The sequence below is a fragment of the Streptomyces monashensis genome (assembly GCF_001866665.1).
In the GTDB taxonomy this organism is placed as follows: domain Bacteria; phylum Actinomycetota; class Actinomycetes; order Streptomycetales; family Streptomycetaceae; genus Streptomyces; species Streptomyces monashensis.
The window spans coordinates 102,909-118,986 of the sequence record NZ_MLYO01000045.1 but is presented as its reverse complement, the minus strand read 5'-3'; the positions used below and the strand labels follow the sequence as shown (position 1 = coordinate 118,986).

Here is a 16,078-nt window from a genome sequence, read left to right as displayed (position 1 = left end):
GTGCTCCTCGCCGGGGCACTCCGCCGCGGTCGTTCAGCGGTTACGCCGCCGTCCCGCCCGCGTAGTCGCCCGCGAACGTCGTCTCGATCGTCTGGGCCACCGGCTGGGCCACGCCCGTGCCGGTGAGGATGATGCCCAGCTCCCGGTTGTTGCTGAGGGAGTTGCTGCTGATGTTCATGGAGCCGGCCTCGACCGCCTGGGTGGACAGGCCGTAGTCGGCGACCATCGCCTTGGCGTGGATGTAGAAGCCGTTGGGGTCGGAGTAGCCGACCACCGTGCCGCCCGCCGCCTTGATCGCGGAGACCTCGCCGGCGTAGCCGGCGGGGTCCTCCAGGACCACGCGGACCTTCACGCCGGCCTTGGCGCGGGCCACGATCGCGTTGACCACCGTGCTGTCGCTGAACTCCAGCTCCTGCACGTCGAGGGTCTTGGTCGCGGAGTTGACGAAGGAGACCAGGCGGCTGCGGGAGTCCGTGGGGGACCAGAGCAGGTGGTCGCCGTCGCCGGGGGTGACCGAGGTGCCGGCGTAGTCGGCGTCGAAGACCTTCTCGATCGCGGCCACGTCGCGGGTGTCGTCGGTGAAGACGCCGTAGTCCCGGCCGGTGGGGTAGTACTGCGAGGTCAGGTTGCCGGTCAGCACCAGGGACTTGGTGCCGTCGACCGTGATCGTCTTCTGGTGGGTGTAGGTGAAGGAGGCGGACGACCAGACCACGCCCACGCCCGCGTTCGTGAGGGTCGTGTAAGCGGAGTTGTCGGCGGTCTTGTGCTGGCGGTCGAGCACGACCCGGACCGTCACGCCCTTGTTCTCCAGGGCGACGAGATCGTTGACGGCGGTGGTGTCCTCCAGCTCGTACATGGTCATGTCGAGCGAGCTGGTGGCCGAGTTGATGAAGTCGTAGATCTGGGGCTGGCTCGTCGTCTGGGAGAAGGCGAACGCCGAGTAGCTCGCGGCGCTCGCGGGTACGGCGGTGGCGACGACCGTGGCGCCGGCGGCCAGGGCTATGGCCGCGCGGGTGAGGGCCTTCCGCAGCATGCGTGACTCCTGTTGGGGGGAGAGAGTTCGCCGGAGTGGGGGTGGCGCGTGCATGACACCACGCGCGTAGAACGCTGGGGAGACCACCGGTTCCAGAGACGGCCAGGGGAGCGCAAAGTCTTCGTATGCGGGGGTCGCTATGCCCGTGAATGCGGTGTCTGTGGGCCCTCTGTGCGGCAGTCCGCGGGCCCTCCGCTGGGCCGTCCACGACCGGAGAGCGGGCCGACACCGTGTTGGCAAAGGCGGTCGGCGGGCGGGCGTAGCGTAGACGGCATGACGAAGTACGGATCTTTTCCCGGTACGCGTCCCCGGCGGCTGCGGACCTCGCCCGTCATGCGCCGGATGGTCGCCGAGACCCGCCTGCACCCCGCCGACTTCATCCTCCCGGCGTTCGTCCGCGAGGGCGTCGCCGAGCCGGTGCCGATCGCGGCGATGCCCGGGGTCGTGCAGCACACCCGGGACAGCCTGAAGAAGGCCGCGCTGGAGGCCGTGGAGGCCGGGATCTCCGGGATCATGCTGTTCGGCGTGCCGGAGGAGTCGAAGAAGGACGCCCTCGGGACGCCGGGCACCGACCCGGACGGGATCCTGCAGGTCGCCATCCGGGACGTGCGCGCCGAGGTGGGCGACGACCTGCTCGTCATGTCCGACCTGTGCCTGGACGAGACCACCGACCACGGGCACTGCGGCGTGCTGGACGCCGAGGGCCGCGTCGACAACGACGCCACCCTGGAGCGGTACGCCGAGATGGCCCAGGTGCAGGCCGACGCCGGAGCCCATGTCGTGGGCCCCAGCGGGATGATGGACGGCCAGATCGGTGTCATCCGTGACGCGCTCGACCAGATCGGGCGCGAGGACGTGGCGATCCTCGCCTACACCGCCAAGTACTCGTCCGCCTTCTACGGCCCCTTCCGCGAGGCCGTCGCCTCCTCGCTGACCGGGGACCGGAAGACGTACCAACAGGATCCCGCCAACTGGCGTGAGTCCCTGCGGGAGGTGGAGCTGGACCTGGCCGAGGGCGCCGACATGGTCATGGTCAAGCCGGCCGGGCCGTACCTCGACATCCTGGCCAGGGTCGCGGACTCCGTGGACGTGCCGGTCGCCGCGTACCAGATCTCCGGTGAGTACTCGATGATCGAGGCCGCCGCCGAGAAGGGCTGGCTGGACCGGGACCGGGCCATCTTCGAGACCCTGACGGGCATCAAGCGGGCCGGCGCCCGGAACATCCTCACCTACTGGGCGACCGAGGCCGCGCGGAAGCTGCGCTGACCGCGCCCCCCTGCCGGGCCCACCAGCCGGCGATGCCGTCCAGGCTCTGCTGCCCGTACGGCACCGTCAGCGAGCTGTCGTAGTAGACGCCCTTCGTCGGCAGGGCCGGGCTCGCGGTGGCGCCGCCGTCGCTGTTCGGGGTCATGCCCTGGAACATCAGCGTCAGCCTGCGGGCGGTCGTCCCGCCCTCGCCGCTGCCGTCGGCGGCCGACAGCCGCACGCTCGCGTACCCCGACCCGCCCGGCTTCAGGGTCGTCACCGCCTGCGGCCGGGTGTCCTTGTCCGCCTGCGGCGCCCACTGCATCTCGTCGAAGCGCACGATCGGGTAGTACGTCAGCTCGCAGGTCCTGCGGCCCGTGTTCGTCACCGTGAGCAGCATGTGGTTCAGGGGGCGGCTCATCGGCCGGGCGGTGACGTGGGTGTTCGCGCCGTTGCACAGCACGGGCGAGGAGCCGGAGGAGCCGGACGATCCGGATGTGGTTCCGCTGCCGCCGGTCCGCGTGCCGCCCGACGTGCCGGCCGGTGTGTGGGTACGGGTCGCGGACGTACCGGCGGACGTCTTTCCCGCGGCCTTGTCCGGCGTCGGCGCCGCCCTCGCCGTCGGTGACACCGACCGCGAGGCGCCTCGTCCTACGTCCCCGTCCCGTCCGCACCGCACGCGCTGAGCGCGAGGGCGGTCACCGCGGTGCCGGCGGCGGCGAGCAGACGGATGTGGCGCATACGCATGGCAAGTCCTCTTTCGGGCTGGGCCAGTTGACGTGTTTGGATGACTCACAGCCTGTGCGCGGTCCCGTCCCGGCGGCCAGTGACCACGGCCGATCCGGGACGCTGGAACGCCGGAACAGGCACTGACCTGCGGAAACAATCCCTGTCTGGAAACCGGCGGCGCAGGCGAACTGACCCTCCCGGCCCCGGGCGCCGAGGTCAGTCCCAGGAGAAGGCCCAGGAGTGGCCGCCGACCAGGCCCTTGGCGTACTCCCGCAGGCCGCCCGAGCCGCCCTCGGCGAGGTCGGGGCAGAAGGCGAAGTGCTCGGCGGCGAGGCTCTCCGCGTCGGCGACCGTGGCGGGCGGGGCCGCGACGGACACGACCAGGACGTCGAGGCCGAGCCCGACCACCCGTATCCCGAAGCGGTCCTCCCACGAGCGCAGGACCGCGCACGGTCGGGCCACGTCACCGTCGTGGTACTGCGGCCCGGTCCAGCCGATCGCCGCCGGTATGTCGGCGGAGCGGCGGGCCGGGACCAGGGCGAGATGTGCCTCCTTGAACCATTCGGACGTCTCGTCCGTCAGCGAGTCCGCCACCTGGGCCGCGCGCGTGTCGGGGTCGCCGGTCGGGGTCGGCGCGGGCGCGAGCCCCGGCCAGTCGGCCCCGAACGGCTCGATCGGCCCGCCGGTCTCCTCCTCGGCCCAGTCCTCCCAGTACTCCGCGAGGACGTCCTCGGCGTCGTGGTCGCCCGGATACGAGGTCTCGCCGGGCAGCAGCCCCCAGTTCCGCGGGCCGCCCGCCTCGGGGCCGCCCAGGTCCACGAGCACGGGCAGCAGACCGACCCGGGCGCCGGGCGCGCCCAGGGCCTTCCAGGTGCCGGGCGCGGCAGGCTTCTCCGCGTGCCACAACAGGGGTTCGTGCCAGGGGCCTTCGTCGGTCGCGTCGACCAGCCGGCCCGGAGGCAGCCGCAGCCCCAGGGAACGGCCGCTGGGGTCGAGGGCCAGCCGGGGCAGAGGGTTGGGAAGAGTCGCCATAGGGTGACTGTAGGGTTCCCCACTGACAATCCTGTTGGCGGACCGACCCGATGAACCACCTGATCCGGCAACCCCTCTTAGCAGGTGGTGCGGTAACGGGAAGGACGGAAGCGGAACGTGCGGTTCGGGCATAACCCGGTGCGGTGGCACATCGTCCTGCTCACTTTGTGGACGATCGTCTGGTTCTTGGTGGCCGAACGCCACGCGCCCGTGTCCTGGCACTACCTGAGAACCGGCCAGCAGCTGCTCTTCAACCAGCAGGCCGGCGGCGGGCTGGCCCTCTACGCCAACCACCCCGAACTCCAGATCGGCCCCGTCAGCTTCCTGGTCGCCGGACTCTTCGCACCCTTCCCCCTCGCCGTCGGCGAGAAACTCGCCGACGCGTTCATGTCCGGCCTGGGCCTCTACATGCTGGTCCTGATCGGCCGGGCCGCCGCCGACTACAACCGGGGCACGGGCCTCAACCACAAACGCCTGCAACAACGCGTCCTGATAGCCGGTGCCGCCTTCATCCCGATGTGGGTGGAGGTCTCGGTCCGCTTCGCCCACCTCGACGACGTCCTGGCCCTGTTCTTCACGACGCTCGCGGTCCGCGCGCTGGTGCGCGGAAAAGCCACGGCGGTGGGCGTCTTCCTGGCCCTGGCGGTCGACTCGAAACCGTGGGCGGTGGGCTTCCTGCCGCTCCTGCTGGCCCTGCCCCGAGGGGTCCGCCTGCGCTCGGCGGCCTGGGCCTTCGGCCTGGTGGCGGTGGCCTGGCTGCCCTTCTACCTGAGCCACCTGAACACCTTCGCGGCGGCCCGTTTCACCATCCCCAACCAGCCGGCGTCCGCCCTGCGCTGGTTCGGCGTGAACGACCCCGTCACACCGCCGTGGGACCGCCCCGCCCAGATGGCCCTGGGGCTGGCCCTCGGCGCACTGGCCGTACGCCGGGGCCGCTGGCCGGCGGTCGTCTTCCTCGCCGCCGACGCGCGCATCATGCTGGACCCGAGCGTGTACACGTACTACAACGCCTCGGTCCTCCTGGGCACGCTCATCTGGGACTCGATCGGCCAGCGCCGCCTGGTCCCCTGGGTCAGCTGGATCGCCCTGATCGCGCTCTACGGCAGCGTCCTGGTGATCCCCTCGGACTCCACCCAGGGCCTCATCCGGCTGGCCTTCTGCATCGGCTCGGCGGCGTACGTCCTGCTGTGGCCGCAGCGCACGCCACGGGGGCGGCGGGGCGGCCGCCGGCCCCGCGGACCGGCGCCGGTCCCCGGCCAGGGCAGCGGAGACGAGATGCGGGACCGGCCGGTCGGCGGGGCCGTGTACTGACGGCGTGGCGTCAGGGTCCGGCCCGGCCACCCGCGTCCTCGATCGCCCGCGACGGCGCCGTCAGACGAGGGTCGTGATGCAGAACGGATGCCCCGCCGGGTCCAGCAGGACCCGCCACCGCTCCGGCTGCGGCTGGAACTCCGGCTTCGTGGCGCCCAGTTCGAGCAGGTGCTGCTCGGCGCTGTCCAGATCGTCCACACCCAGCTCGATGTGCGCCTGCTTCCCCTGTGCCGGGTCCGGCCAGGTCGGCGGGCGGTAGTCGGCGACGCGGGTGAAGCCGAGTCCGGCCGCGCCCTCCTTGCCGAGGAAGAAGAAGTCGTCCGTGGAGAACAGGGTCGGGTAGCCGAGCAACTCACCGTAGAAGCGGGCGAGTTCGGCCGGGTCGGCGCAGTCGAAGGTGACGGCGGCGTAGCGGAACGCGGGTGCGGGAGTGGTGTCTGTGCTCATGGGGAGGACGGTAGGACATGATCAGGACAGTTCCGGTCCTGGTTGTGCGCGGCCGTGTGCGAGACTTCGGCCGTGATCGCCGCGTCCGCCCGCCTGCTGCGGCTGCTGTCGCTCCTGACCTCCCGACCGTCGTGGACGTGTGCCGAACTGGCCGAGCGCATGGAGGTCACGGACCGCACGGTCCGCCGGGACGTGGCGCGGCTGCGGGAACTCGGCTACACGGTGGACTCCGAAGCCGGGCCCTGGGGCGGATACCGCCTCCGCGCCGGGTCCCACGTCCCCCCGCTGATCCTCGACGACGAGGAGGCGCTGGCCGTGGCGGTGGGGCTGGGCGAGGCCGCGCTGGGCGGTGACCAGGCGGCCCTGTCCGCCATGCTGAAGCTGCGCCAGGTCCTGCCGCGCAGGGTCGCGGACCGCCTCGGCGACCTGGACGACGCCTTCGTACGCCTGCCGGGTACGCACGCGCCCCGGCTCCGCCCCGGCCTGCTGCTCGAGCTGGCGGCGGCGTGCCGGCGCGGCGAGCGGGCCCGGCTGTCGTACACGGACGGGGAGGGCCGGTCGACCGTCCGGGAGATCGACCCGTACCGCCTGGTCCACACCGGCCGGCTCTGGTACTTCGTCGCGCGGGACGTCGCCCGGGGCCAGTGGCGCACCTTCCGCGCCGACCGCGTCGACCGCCTCCAGCCCACCGGCCGGCCGGCCGACCTCACCGACGCGCCCGACCCGGCCCACCTGGTCTCCCGCAACATCGCCACCGGCCCCTACCCGCTGACGGCGACCGTCCGCCTCCCGCTCCCGCTGCGCGCGGCGCTACGGCTCGTCCCCGCCACGATCGGCACCCACCACCCCGACGGCCCCGATGCCACGACCGTCGAGATCGGCGGCCCGGACCCGGACGGCCTCGCCCGCTATCTCCTGGGCCTCGGCACGCCGCTGCGGGTCCTCGCGCCGGACTCGGTACGGGAGGCACTGGCGCGGCGGACGCGGGAACTCCTCGACGCCCAGAGTTGAGGCGTCGATACAGCCATCGCGTCCGCGTCGATGCGTCAGAGCTTCTCCGGCGTCCTGATGCCCAGCAGGGCCATTCCCCGGTGCAGGGTGCGGGCCGTCAGGTCGCACAGGAAGAGGCGGTTCTCGACCTGCTGCGGGGTGTCGGCCTTCAGGACCGGGCACTTGTCGTAGAAGGAGGTGTAGAGGGACGCCAGCTGGTACAGGTACGCCGCCAGCTTGTGCGGGGCGTACTCCGCCGCAGCCTCGAAGACCGTGTCGCCGAACGCGTCCAGGTGCAGGCCCAACGCCCGCTCCGCCGCGTGCAGTTCCAGCTCCGGGTGGGCGGCGGGGCGTACCTCTCCCGCCTTGCGCAGGATCGAGCGGATACGGGCGTACGCGTACTGGAGGTAGACGGAGGTGTCGCCGTTCAGCGAGACCATCTGGTCCAGGTCGAACTTGTAGTCCCGGTTCGGCGACGTCGACAGGTCCGCGTACTTCACGGCCCCGATGCCGACCTGGGCGGCCCGCTCCTGGATCTCGTCCTCGGTGAGATCCTGAGCCTTCTCCCGCACCACCTCGGCGGCCCGCTGCACCGCCTCGTCCAGCAGGTCCTCCAGCCGTACGGTCTCGCCCGCACGCGTCTTGAACGGCTTGCCGTCCGCGCCCAGCACCGTGCCGTAGCCCATGTTGTGCGCGGTGACGTCGTCGTTCAGCCAGCCCTGGCGGCGGGCCGCCTCGAAGACCATGCGGAAGTGCAGCGACTGCCGCACGTCGACCACGTAGAGGAGGGTGCTCGCGTGCAGGTCGAAGACGCGGTTGCGGATCGCGGAGAGGTCGGAGGCCGCGTACCCGAAGCCGCCGTCCGCCTTCTGCACGATCAGCGGCACCGGCTGGTCGTCCTTGCCGCGGATGTCGTCGAAGAAGACGACGAGCGCGCCCTCGGAGCGGACCGCGACGCCCGACTCCTCGAGGAGCCGCGCCGTCTCGGCCATCATGTCGTTGTACGCGGACTCGCCGACGATCTCCTCGTCACGGATCTCCATGTCCAGCTTCTCGAAGACCGAGTAGAAGTAGACCTTCGACTCGTCCACGAACTGCTGCCACAGCTCCAGCGTCTCCTTGTCGCCGGACTGCAGGGCGACGACCCGCCTGCGCGCCCGCTCCTTGAACGCCTCGTCCGCGTCGAAGACCGCGCGCGAGGCCTTGTAGACCCGGTTCAGGTTCGACATGGCCTGCTCGCCGTCGACGTCGGCCGCGGGGGCCAGCTCGCCCGGGTTCTCCACCAGGTACTGGATGAGCATGCCGAACTGGGTGCCCCAGTCACCGATGTGATGCCGGCCGATCGTCTTCTCGCCGGTGAAGTCCAGCATGCCGCGCAGGGCGTCGCCGATCACCGCGGAGCGCAGATGGCCGACGTGCATCTCCTTCGCCACGTTCGGCTGCGCGTAGTCGACCACCGTCGTGCCCGGGTGCGCGGCGAGGGGCACGCCGAGGCGGCCCGTGTCGTCCGCGTACCGCGCGGCGAGGTTCGCGGTGATCGCGCGGTCCGCGATCGTGATGTTCAGGAAGCCGGGGCCCGAGACCTCGACGTCCTTGACCAGCTCGTCGCCGGTCGCCACCCGGCCGACGACCGTCGTCGCCAGCTCCCGCGGATTCGCCTTCGCCTTCTTGGCCAGGGCCAGGATCCCGTTCGCCTGGAAGTCGGCCCGGTCGCTACGTCGCAGCAGCGGGTCCGCTCCGGCGGCCTCCGGCAGGGTGGCCGAGAGCGCGGACGCGAGGTGCTGCTGGACGGAATCGCTGAGGGACGTGACCGAGGCCATAGGAGTGGGTGCCGTTCTCCTCGTGGGGATGGATAGACCCGGTCAGTATCCCACGGAGGGTAAAGGGGTTTTCGCGCGCGCGATCGGGTCTGTGAGAATGAGAAGGTCACCCCGATCAGATGGAGTGCCTCCCCGTTCCAGAAAGAAGGACGTGCCGATCGTGGCTCAGAGCAGCACCGAGACCGCCGACTGGGTCTCCCGTTTCGCGGATGACGTCATCGAGGAGTCGGAGCGCCGGGCCCCCGGGAAACCGGTCGTCGTCGCGTCCGGCCTGTCCCCCTCCGGACCCATCCACCTCGGCAATCTCCGTGAGGTCATGACCCCGCACCTGGTCGCGGACGAGATCCGCCGCCGTGGGTACCAGGTCCGGCACCTGATCTCCTGGGACGACTTCGACCGCTACCGCAAGGTCCCGGCCGGCATCGCGGGCGTCGACGACTCCTGGGCCGAGCACATCGGCAAGCCGCTGACCTCGGTCCCGGCCCCGAAGGGCTCGTCGTACCCGAACTGGGCCGAGCACTTCAAGGCCGCGATGACCGCCTCGCTCGCCGACCTGGGCGTCGAGTTCGACGGGATCAGCCAGACCGCGCAGTACACCTCCGGCGTCTACCGCGAGCAGGTCCTGCACGCCATGAAGCACCGCGCCGACATCGACGCGGTCCTCGCCCAGTACCGCACCAAGCCGAAGACCGGCAAGAAGCCCCAGCAGAAGGCCGTGGACGAGGCCGAGCTGGAGGCCGAGGAGGGCTCGGGCGCGGCGAGCGAGGACGACGGCTCCTCCGGCTCCGCCGGGTACTTCCCCTACAAGCCGTACTGCGGCACCTGCGAGAAGGACCTGACGACCGTCACGTCGTACGACGACGAGACCACCGAGCTGGCCTACACCTGCACCGCCTGCGGCTTCACCGAGACCGTCCGGCTCAGCGAGTTCAACCGCGGCAAGCTGGTCTGGAAGGTCGACTGGCCGATGCGCTGGGCCTACGAGGGCGTGATCTTCGAGCCGAGCGGCGTCGACCACTCCTCGCCGGGGTCGTCGTTCCAGGTGGGCGGCCAGATCGTCGGGATCTTCGGCGGCAAGCAGCCCATCGGCCCCATGTACGCGTTCGTCGGCATCAGCGGCATGGCGAAGATGTCCTCGTCCCGCGGCGGCGTACCCACCCCGGCCGACGCGCTGAAGATCATGGAGCCGCAGATCCTGCGCTGGCTCTACGCCCGCCGCCGCCCCAACCAGTCCTTCAAGATCGCCTTCGACCAGGAGATCCAGCGGCTCTACGACGAGTGGGACAAGCTGGCCGGGAAGGTGGCGGACGGCTCCGCGCTGCCGGCCGACGTCGCCGCGTACACGCGTGCCGTGGGCACGGCCGCCGGCGAGCTGCCGAAGACCACCCGCCCGCTGCCGTACCGCACGCTCGCGTCCGTCGCCGACATCACCGCCGGACACGAGGACCAGGCCCTGCGCATCCTCTCCGAGCTGGACCCGGAGCAGCCGCTGGCCTCCCTCGACGAGGCCCGGCCGCGCTACGACAAGGCCGAGGCCTGGATCAACACGCACGTCCCCGCCGACCAGCGGACCATCGTGCGCGAGGAGCCGGACGCCGAGCTGCTGAAGTCCCTCGACGAGGCCTCCCAGCAGTCCGTACGCCTGCTGCTCGACGGCCTCGCCGAGCACTGGTCCCTCGACGGACTGACCCACCTCGTCTACGGCGTCCCGAAGGTACAGGCCGGCTTCTCCGCCGACGCCACGCCGAAGGAACTCCCGCCGGAGATCAAGACCGCCCAGCGGACCTTCTTCGCCCTGCTCTACCACCTGCTCGTCGGCCGCGACACCGGCCCGCGCCTGCCCACACTGCTGCTCGCGGTGGGGCAGGAGCGGGTGCGGCGCCTGCTCGGCGCCTAAGGGTCCGGAACGTAAGGCCGGATCAGTAAACGGGTAAGGAAAAGGGGCCCTCTTCCCGGGGCCCCTTTTCGATACCGGTTTCGTCGCCGGTTTCGCTGCCGGTTATGCGATGTGGTCCTCTTCCAGTTCCGCGGTGTGGCGGTTGGTGAAGCGATTGACCATACGGTTGGCGTCGTTCGGCGCGAGCGCGATGCCGAACGTCGCCTCCACGTCGTCCCTGAACTGGGCGCCGGTCGGGTAACTGCCGTCAATGGACTTGCGGAAGACCAGGTAGAAGTCCTCCTCCGTCGGCTGCGGCTCCGGGACGCCGCCGCCGTCACCCAGCTCACGCGTACGGTTCGGACCCACCGGGATCGGGAAGCTGCCCGTCTCCTCCGGAGAAGGCTGCTGGAAGTCCTCCGGCTGCTGCTCCTCGTACCACTCCCCGTACTCCTCCTCCGGCACGTACTGCGGCTCCGGAGGCGGCGTGAAGGAGGGGTCGTAGCCGCCGTGGTACTCGGCCTGCTGCTGCGCCTGGAACCAGGGGCTCTGGTCGGCCCCCTCCGCCGACGGCCCCGGACGCTGCCCGTCCTGCGGCGCCACCTGCTGCGGAACGGGCACGGACACCGGTACGGCCCCGTCGGCACGCCCGCCCACGCCCGCACCGCCCGCACCGACGGCCGCCGCCGGCAACTGAGGCTGCTGCGGCACCGCAGGCAGCAGCACCGGCTCGATACCCGCCGCCGCCAGGCCCGCCGGAGCCGTCTCCGTCAGCGGCACGCCGTACCGCGCCAGCCGCAGCGGCATCAGCGACTCCACCGGAGCCTTCCTGCGCCACCCGCGGCCGAAGCGCGAGTGGAGGCGGGCCTGGTAGACGAGACGCTCCTGCTCCAGCTTGATCACCTGGTCGTAGGAGCGCAGCTCCCACAGCTTCATACGGCGCCACAGCAGGAACGTCGGCACCGGAGAGAGCAGCCAGCGGGTGATCCGCACGCCCTCCATGTGCTTGTCGGCCGTGATGTCCGCGATCCGGCCGACCGCGTGCCGGGCCGCCTCGACCGCGACCACGAACAGGATCGGGATCACCGCGTGCATGCCCACGCCCAGCGGATCCGGCCAGGCGGCCGCGCCGTTGAACGCGATCGTCGCCGCCGTCAGCAGCCACGCCGTCTGCCGCAGCAGCGGGAACGGGATGCGTATCCAGGTCAGCAACAGATCCAGGGCCAGCAGGACACAGATACCCGCGTCGATGCCGACCGGGAACACGTACGAGAAGTTCCCGAAGCCCTTCTTGATGGCCAGCTCACGGACCGCCGCGTACGAGCCGGCGAAACCGATGCCGGCGATGATCAGGGCGCCGGACACCACCACGCCGATGAGTATGCGGTGCAATCGAGTCAGCTGCGGTGGCGCGGCCACGCGTACTCCCCTCCCCTTGCCTGTTGTTGCGCGCAACAGGGTGGCACACGCGTACGGAGAACGTGGCACCGGTCGGAGGATCCGCCGCTCCCCGGCCCGCCGCCACAGGCCGGGGAAAACGGGCGAAACGGGCCGATGATCAGCCCTTCGCGCCCGCCGACTTGGACGGGGACGCGCTCGAAGAAGGCGACGCGGACGCAGACTTGTCGGCCGAACCCGACTTCGACGGCGACGGCGAGGCGGAGGGCGACGAACCCGACGACGAGGAACCGCCGTTGGCCTTCGTGACCGACGCGACCGCCTCCTTGACAGCCTTCGTCGCCGACTGCGTCAGCTCGTCCGCGTCCGGAGTCTTGTCGCCCGCGAGACCGGCGCCGTTGTAGTCCAGCGTGATCACCACGTTCTCGACCCGGGCCACCACCGTCTGCTGCTTGAAGAGGCCCTCCTTCTTGCTCAGGTCGTAGCGCACCGCCGTCGCCTCCGAACCCGTGCCGGACAGCGGCACCTCCTTGGTGTTCTTCGCGCCGTCCACCGCCTCCGCGCCCTTCACCTGCTGCGCGAAGTACGTGTGCGCCTGCGCCTCACCGGTGCCACGCGTCGTGTCCGAGTCGAAGCGCAGCAGCGACACGTTCAGCCAGCGGAACTGCGAGCCCTTCACACCGTTGTTGTCCAGGCTGCTCCACGAGCAGGACGAACGCGACGACGAAGCGTCCGAACCACCCTTCTTGCCCGACATGCCCTTCGGCACCAGATCCGACAGCGTGCCCTTCGACAGCACGCCGCACGGGTCCGGAAGATTCTTGTACGCGGCCGCCTGCACCGTCGGCGACGCGCTCGCCGACGACGAACCCGCCCCGTCCGCCGACTGCTTCGCGCTGCTGTCGCCGCCCTTGCTCTTCGCGTCGCCCGAGCCCGACGAACAGGCGGCGGTGATCAGTACCGCGGGAACGGCTGCCGCGCAGACAAGCGCACGGCTCAGGCGCTTGCCACGCCTCACTTGCTGGGCACGGTCGTCTCGCTGTGCTGCTCGCATGGTTCCTTCACTACGCTCGGTGTTCGTGCGGGTTCCTGCGGGGCCACCGTACGCGGTGAAGGAGCTGTGCGGTTTCCGTTCACGTTCATTGCGAGCGGGGGAACAAGGGGCACCGGACGCCGTCAGCCACCCAGCGCGTCGTCCAGCTTGGCGGCCAGATTACGGGCCCTGTCCTGCATTTCCTTGCTGTCCGGGACCGACCCCATCGCCATCGGCTGCTCCTCGTACACGAGTGTGACAAGGACGTTGGACGTGCGGAACACCACAGTCACCGTCCGCTGTTCGGCCGTCGAACCGGACGACGCGAGCTGGTCGTCCAGATACCCCTCGTCACCGAGATCGGTCAGCACCCGCGGCTGGAGATCGGCCGGAGTGCCGGAGGGGGACGGCGAGCCGGACGCCGAACCGGAAGCCGAGCCGGACGGGGAAACCGAGGGGGAGCCACTCGGCGACCCCGAGGGGGAGGCGGAGGAGGAGGCACCGGCCGACGGGGAACTGCTCGCCTTCGGCAGATCGGCGGCCGACTCCTTGTCCCCGAACAGCTTCTTCGCCTGATCGTCGTCGCTGACCGCGTTGTCGTACGACACCACGCGCTCGAAGTCGACCGACAGCCGGTCCGTGGCGTCGTCGGAGTCCACCTTCCAGTGGCAGCCGACCTTCCGATCGGTGTCGTAGGTCAGCTCCGCGTCGCCCTGATAGGCCTTGTCCCGCTGATCGGGATCGGCGATCTGCTTGATGCCCGGCAGCAGGGTGTCGAGCGAGTCATGACTGACCGCGCCGCACGGCTCGGGCAGCGTGCGGTACTTGCCCGGCTGCGCCGCGACCGTCGTCGCACCCGCGTCGCCCGGGTTCGCGTTGTCCGTCGTGCCACTGCCGCCGGAGCCGCTCGTGCAGCCGGCCAGCAGGGCCGCGAGGAGGGCGGCTGCGCCGGGTACGTACGCCTTCCGCTGCACGGTCGGGCTCCTCTCGGATGGGTGTGCGCTCGCTTGCTGCTCCAGTGTCCCCGCTGGTTAATCGCTTGCCGCAGCGGGGCGCCCCCTGGAGACAATGTGTATCGCACGCGCTGCCGCGCCCGCCGGTCCCCTGTCCTATATCACCGACCATGGCGCCGCTTTTGCGCTTTAACGTTTTTGTCGGTTCTGAGTCTTTTGTTACCGCCCACGGGGGAATGAGGAACGTATGTCGTACGTGGAGATACCGGGCGCGAAGGTCCCGATCCGGATGTGGACGGACCCCGCGACGGTGGAGGACGTGGCCCTGCACCAGCTCCAGAACGTGGCGACCCTGCCGTGGATCAAGGGCCTGGCCGTGATGCCGGACGCGCACTACGGCAAGGGCGCCACGGTCGGCTCGGTCATCGCGATGGCGGGCGCGGTGTGCCCGGCGGCGGTCGGGGTGGACATCGGCTGCGGCATGTCGGCGGTGAAGACCTCGCTGACCGCCAACGACCTGCCGGGCGACCTGTCGCGACTGCGGTCGAAGATCGAGCAGTCGATTCCGGTGGGGCGGGGGATGCATGAGGACCCGGTGGGGCCGGGGGATTTTCATGGGCTGGCTACCGGTGGGTGGGACGACTTCTGGGGGCGGTTCGAGGGGGTCGCAGAAGCGGTCAAATTCCGTCAGGAGCGGGCCTTGAAGCAAATGGGAACGCTCGGAAGCGGCAACCACATGATCGAATTGTGTCTCGACCAGTCGGATTCGGTCTGGCTCATGCTGCACTCCGGCTCCCGCAACATCGGCAAGGAACTGGCTGAGTACCACATCGGTGTCGCACAGAAGCTGCCGCACAACCAGGGCTTGGTCGACCGCGACCTGGCGGTCTTCGTATCGGACACCCCGCAGATGGCGGCCTACAGGAACGATCTCTACTGGGCACAGGAGTACGCCAAGTACAACCGCACGCTGATGATGGCGCTGCTGAAGGACGTGATCCGCAAGGAGTTCAAGAAGGCCAAGCCGGCCTTCGAGCCGGAGGTCTCCTGTCACCACAACTATGTCGCTGAGGAGCGGTACGACGGCATGGACCTGCTCGTCACCCGCAAGGGGGCGATCCGGGCCGGCTCCGGCGAGTACGGGATCATTCCCGGCTCGATGGGTACCAGCTCGTACATCGTGAAGGGTCTCGGAAACGAGAAGGCCTTCAACTCGGCCTCCCACGGGGCGGGTCGGCGTATGAGCCGTAACGCGGCGAAGCGTCACTTCACGACCAAGGACCTGGAAGAGCAGACCCGGGGTGTGGAGTGCCGCAAGGACTCCGGGGTGCTGGACGAGATCCCGGGCGCCTACAAGAACATCGACCAGGTCATGCAGCAGCAGCGTGACCTCGTGGAGGTCGTGGCGAAGCTGAAGCAGTTCGTCTGCGTGAAGGGCTGAGCGCGGTGACGGGCGCGGCGAATGCTCGCTGCGCCTGTCGGCCTGCTCAGTCAGGCAAGGGGGCTACGCCGTTCTGTAGCTTCCAGCGGCGTTGTTGGCAAGCACTCTGGGAGTAGCCGAGTTCGGCTGCTGCGTGCGCGATTTTCGGAGCTGCCGGCAGGACTCGGTCCATTTCCTTCGTCCACTCGATGCGGGGAGGCCTGGGTCTTGAAGCAGCGGGACGAACCCAGTCCGCCACTCGGTCGGCGGCCTCTCGATGACGCCGCGCAGATAGTCCCGAGGAGAGAACTCGACTTTTGGCGGGGCGATCCTCCGCGACTTCCGTCCGTACGGGATGCCGAGTTCGTTGATCCTCGTCCTGGCTTCCGGGGAACACAGGGTCCAGATCGCGGCGGTGTGCGTCTCGGCGAAGTTCGTCGACCGGGTGCGCTCAGCGATGCTGCTGTTGTATGGCGTCAGTTTCTGGAACTTGCGAAGCAAGTCGACGTCGCGGGCGCTGATTTCGACGGTCAGACGTCCTTTCTGCCCGGCGCCCGGCGCCCTGCGCCAGGTGCCCGTCCGCCTGTAAGAACCCGAACATGTACGCATACTCGGGCACCGTCAGGTCCATGAAACGGTGCGCGTTAGGCTCGCAGTCAGCCACAGGAAGGTCCGCTTCCATGCTGGTGAGGTCCCCGGCAGGGACTGCAATCTCCGCCGGGGGCCGTCGAGCTGATCGTGTGGCGCGAGCCTAGGGCGCCTGTTCGGTTGTTGATCGGGGGATCGGTGGG

15 protein-coding genes are annotated in these 16,078 nt (G+C 70.0%); 7 read left to right on the top strand and 8 right to left on the bottom strand.

Annotated features, from left to right (window positions below):
- Nucleotides 1-40: 40 nt before the first annotated feature.
- On the bottom strand, nt 41-1,033 hold the full coding sequence (locus BIV23_RS26575; RefSeq protein WP_071383486.1) for a phospholipase D-like domain-containing protein: 993 nt from the start codon (nt 1,031-1,033) through the stop codon (nt 41-43).
- A 273-nt stretch (nt 1,034-1,306) separates the two neighbouring features.
- On the opposite strand from BIV23_RS26575, the gene hemB reads away from it, so the two are divergent.
- Nucleotides 1,307-2,299, top strand: coding sequence for a porphobilinogen synthase (gene hemB, locus BIV23_RS26570; protein WP_071383485.1), 993 nt, complete (start codon nt 1,307-1,309; stop codon nt 2,297-2,299).
- Here hemB and BIV23_RS53605 read toward each other — a convergent pair.
- Complete coding sequence (locus tag BIV23_RS53605; protein WP_342746383.1) at nt 2,259-2,699, bottom strand: DUF4232 domain-containing protein; 441 nt, start codon at nt 2,697-2,699, stop codon at nt 2,259-2,261. The genes hemB and BIV23_RS53605 overlap by 41 nt on opposite strands.
- Here BIV23_RS53605 and BIV23_RS53600 point away from each other — a divergent pair.
- On the top strand, nt 2,677-2,964 hold the full coding sequence (locus tag BIV23_RS53600) for a hypothetical protein (RefSeq protein WP_342746382.1): 288 nt from the start codon (nt 2,677-2,679) through the stop codon (nt 2,962-2,964). The two genes, BIV23_RS53605 and BIV23_RS53600, sit on opposite strands and share 23 nt — an antisense overlap.
- Before the next feature lie 259 nt (nt 2,965-3,223).
- On the opposite strand, the gene BIV23_RS26560 is transcribed toward BIV23_RS53600, so the two are convergent.
- A complete protein-coding gene (locus BIV23_RS26560; RefSeq protein WP_071383483.1) occupies nt 3,224-4,039 on the bottom strand; it encodes a DUF4253 domain-containing protein in 816 nt (271 codons plus the stop codon).
- A gap of 117 nt (nt 4,040-4,156) precedes the next feature.
- Here BIV23_RS26560 and BIV23_RS26555 point away from each other — a divergent pair, with 117 nt between their 5' ends.
- Nucleotides 4,157-5,350: a hypothetical protein gene (locus BIV23_RS26555; RefSeq protein WP_079173379.1), complete on the top strand. Its 1,194-nt coding sequence runs from the start codon at nt 4,157-4,159 to the stop codon at nt 5,348-5,350.
- 60 nt (nt 5,351-5,410) lie between these two features.
- On the opposite strand, the gene BIV23_RS26550 is transcribed toward BIV23_RS26555, so the two are convergent.
- Complete coding sequence (locus tag BIV23_RS26550; RefSeq protein WP_071383482.1) at nt 5,411-5,797, bottom strand: VOC family protein; 387 nt, start codon at nt 5,795-5,797, stop codon at nt 5,411-5,413.
- Between the two features lie 72 nt (nt 5,798-5,869).
- On the opposite strand from BIV23_RS26550, the gene BIV23_RS26545 reads away from it, so the two are divergent.
- Complete coding sequence (locus tag BIV23_RS26545; RefSeq protein WP_071383511.1) at nt 5,870-6,808, top strand: helix-turn-helix transcriptional regulator; 939 nt, start codon at nt 5,870-5,872, stop codon at nt 6,806-6,808.
- A 35-nt stretch (nt 6,809-6,843) separates the two neighbouring features.
- Here the strand turns inward: BIV23_RS26545 and argS are convergent, their stop codons facing one another.
- On the bottom strand, nt 6,844-8,607 hold the full coding sequence (gene argS / locus BIV23_RS26540; protein WP_071383481.1) for an arginine--tRNA ligase: 1,764 nt from the start codon (nt 8,605-8,607) through the stop codon (nt 6,844-6,846).
- A 151-nt stretch (nt 8,608-8,758) separates the two neighbouring features.
- On the opposite strand from argS, the gene lysS reads away from it, so the two are divergent.
- Nucleotides 8,759-10,504: a lysine--tRNA ligase gene (gene lysS / locus BIV23_RS26535; RefSeq protein ID WP_071383480.1), complete on the top strand. Its 1,746-nt coding sequence runs from the start codon at nt 8,759-8,761 to the stop codon at nt 10,502-10,504.
- Between the two features lie 102 nt (nt 10,505-10,606).
- On the opposite strand, the gene BIV23_RS26530 is transcribed toward lysS, so the two are convergent.
- The 3 genes from BIV23_RS26530 to BIV23_RS26520 all read right to left on the bottom strand — a co-directional run bounded on the left by BIV23_RS26530 (nt 10,607) and on the right by BIV23_RS26520 (nt 13,888).
- Nucleotides 10,607-11,902, bottom strand: a complete 1,296-nt coding sequence (locus tag BIV23_RS26530; protein ID WP_107471261.1) for a DUF2637 domain-containing protein — start codon at nt 11,900-11,902, stop codon at nt 10,607-10,609.
- Between the two features lie 139 nt (nt 11,903-12,041).
- Entirely contained in the window at nt 12,042-12,935 is an 894-nt protein-coding gene (locus BIV23_RS26525; RefSeq protein WP_079173378.1) for a DUF3558 family protein, read from the bottom strand.
- Between the two features lie 122 nt (nt 12,936-13,057).
- On the bottom strand, nt 13,058-13,888 hold the full coding sequence (locus BIV23_RS26520; RefSeq protein ID WP_071383479.1) for a hypothetical protein: 831 nt from the start codon (nt 13,886-13,888) through the stop codon (nt 13,058-13,060).
- A 226-nt stretch (nt 13,889-14,114) separates the two neighbouring features.
- Here BIV23_RS26520 and BIV23_RS26515 point away from each other — a divergent pair, with 226 nt between their 5' ends.
- Both BIV23_RS26515 and BIV23_RS50525 read left to right on the top strand, forming a co-directional pair.
- Nucleotides 14,115-15,308 carry an RtcB family protein gene (locus tag BIV23_RS26515; protein WP_071383478.1) on the top strand — a complete coding sequence of 398 codons (1,194 nt, stop codon included), beginning with the start codon at nt 14,115-14,117 and terminating at the stop codon, nt 15,306-15,308.
- A 346-nt stretch (nt 15,309-15,654) separates the two neighbouring features.
- Nucleotides 15,655-15,876 carry a hypothetical protein gene (locus BIV23_RS50525; RefSeq protein WP_177240040.1) on the top strand — a complete coding sequence of 74 codons (222 nt, stop codon included), beginning with the start codon at nt 15,655-15,657 and terminating at the stop codon, nt 15,874-15,876.
- Nucleotides 15,877-16,078 lie beyond the last annotated feature (202 nt).

What these genes read in the sequence shown, in the direction of transcription:
- BIV23_RS26560 (WP_071383483.1), bottom strand. Translation starts at nt 4,039, where the DNA reads ATGGCGACTCTTCCCAACCCTCTGCCCCGGCTGGCCCTCGACCCCAGC.
- BIV23_RS26515 (WP_071383478.1), top strand. Translation starts at nt 14,115, where the DNA reads ATGTCGTACGTGGAGATACCGGGCGCGAAGGTCCCGATCCGGATGTGG.
- BIV23_RS26575 (WP_071383486.1), bottom strand. Translation starts at nt 1,033, where the DNA reads ATGCTGCGGAAGGCCCTCACCCGCGCGGCCATAGCCCTGGCCGCCGGC.
- hemB (WP_071383485.1), top strand. Translation starts at nt 1,307, where the DNA reads ATGACGAAGTACGGATCTTTTCCCGGTACGCGTCCCCGGCGGCTGCGG.
- argS (WP_071383481.1), bottom strand. Translation starts at nt 8,607, where the DNA reads ATGGCCTCGGTCACGTCCCTCAGCGATTCCGTCCAGCAGCACCTCGCG.
- BIV23_RS53600 (WP_342746382.1), top strand. Translation starts at nt 2,677, where the DNA reads ATGTGGTTCAGGGGGCGGCTCATCGGCCGGGCGGTGACGTGGGTGTTC.
- BIV23_RS53605 (WP_342746383.1), bottom strand. Translation starts at nt 2,699, where the DNA reads ATGAGCCGCCCCCTGAACCACATGCTGCTCACGGTGACGAACACGGGC.
- BIV23_RS26525 (WP_079173378.1), bottom strand. Translation starts at nt 12,935, where the DNA reads ATGCGAGCAGCACAGCGAGACGACCGTGCCCAGCAAGTGAGGCGTGGC.
- BIV23_RS26550 (WP_071383482.1), bottom strand. Translation starts at nt 5,797, where the DNA reads ATGAGCACAGACACCACTCCCGCACCCGCGTTCCGCTACGCCGCCGTC.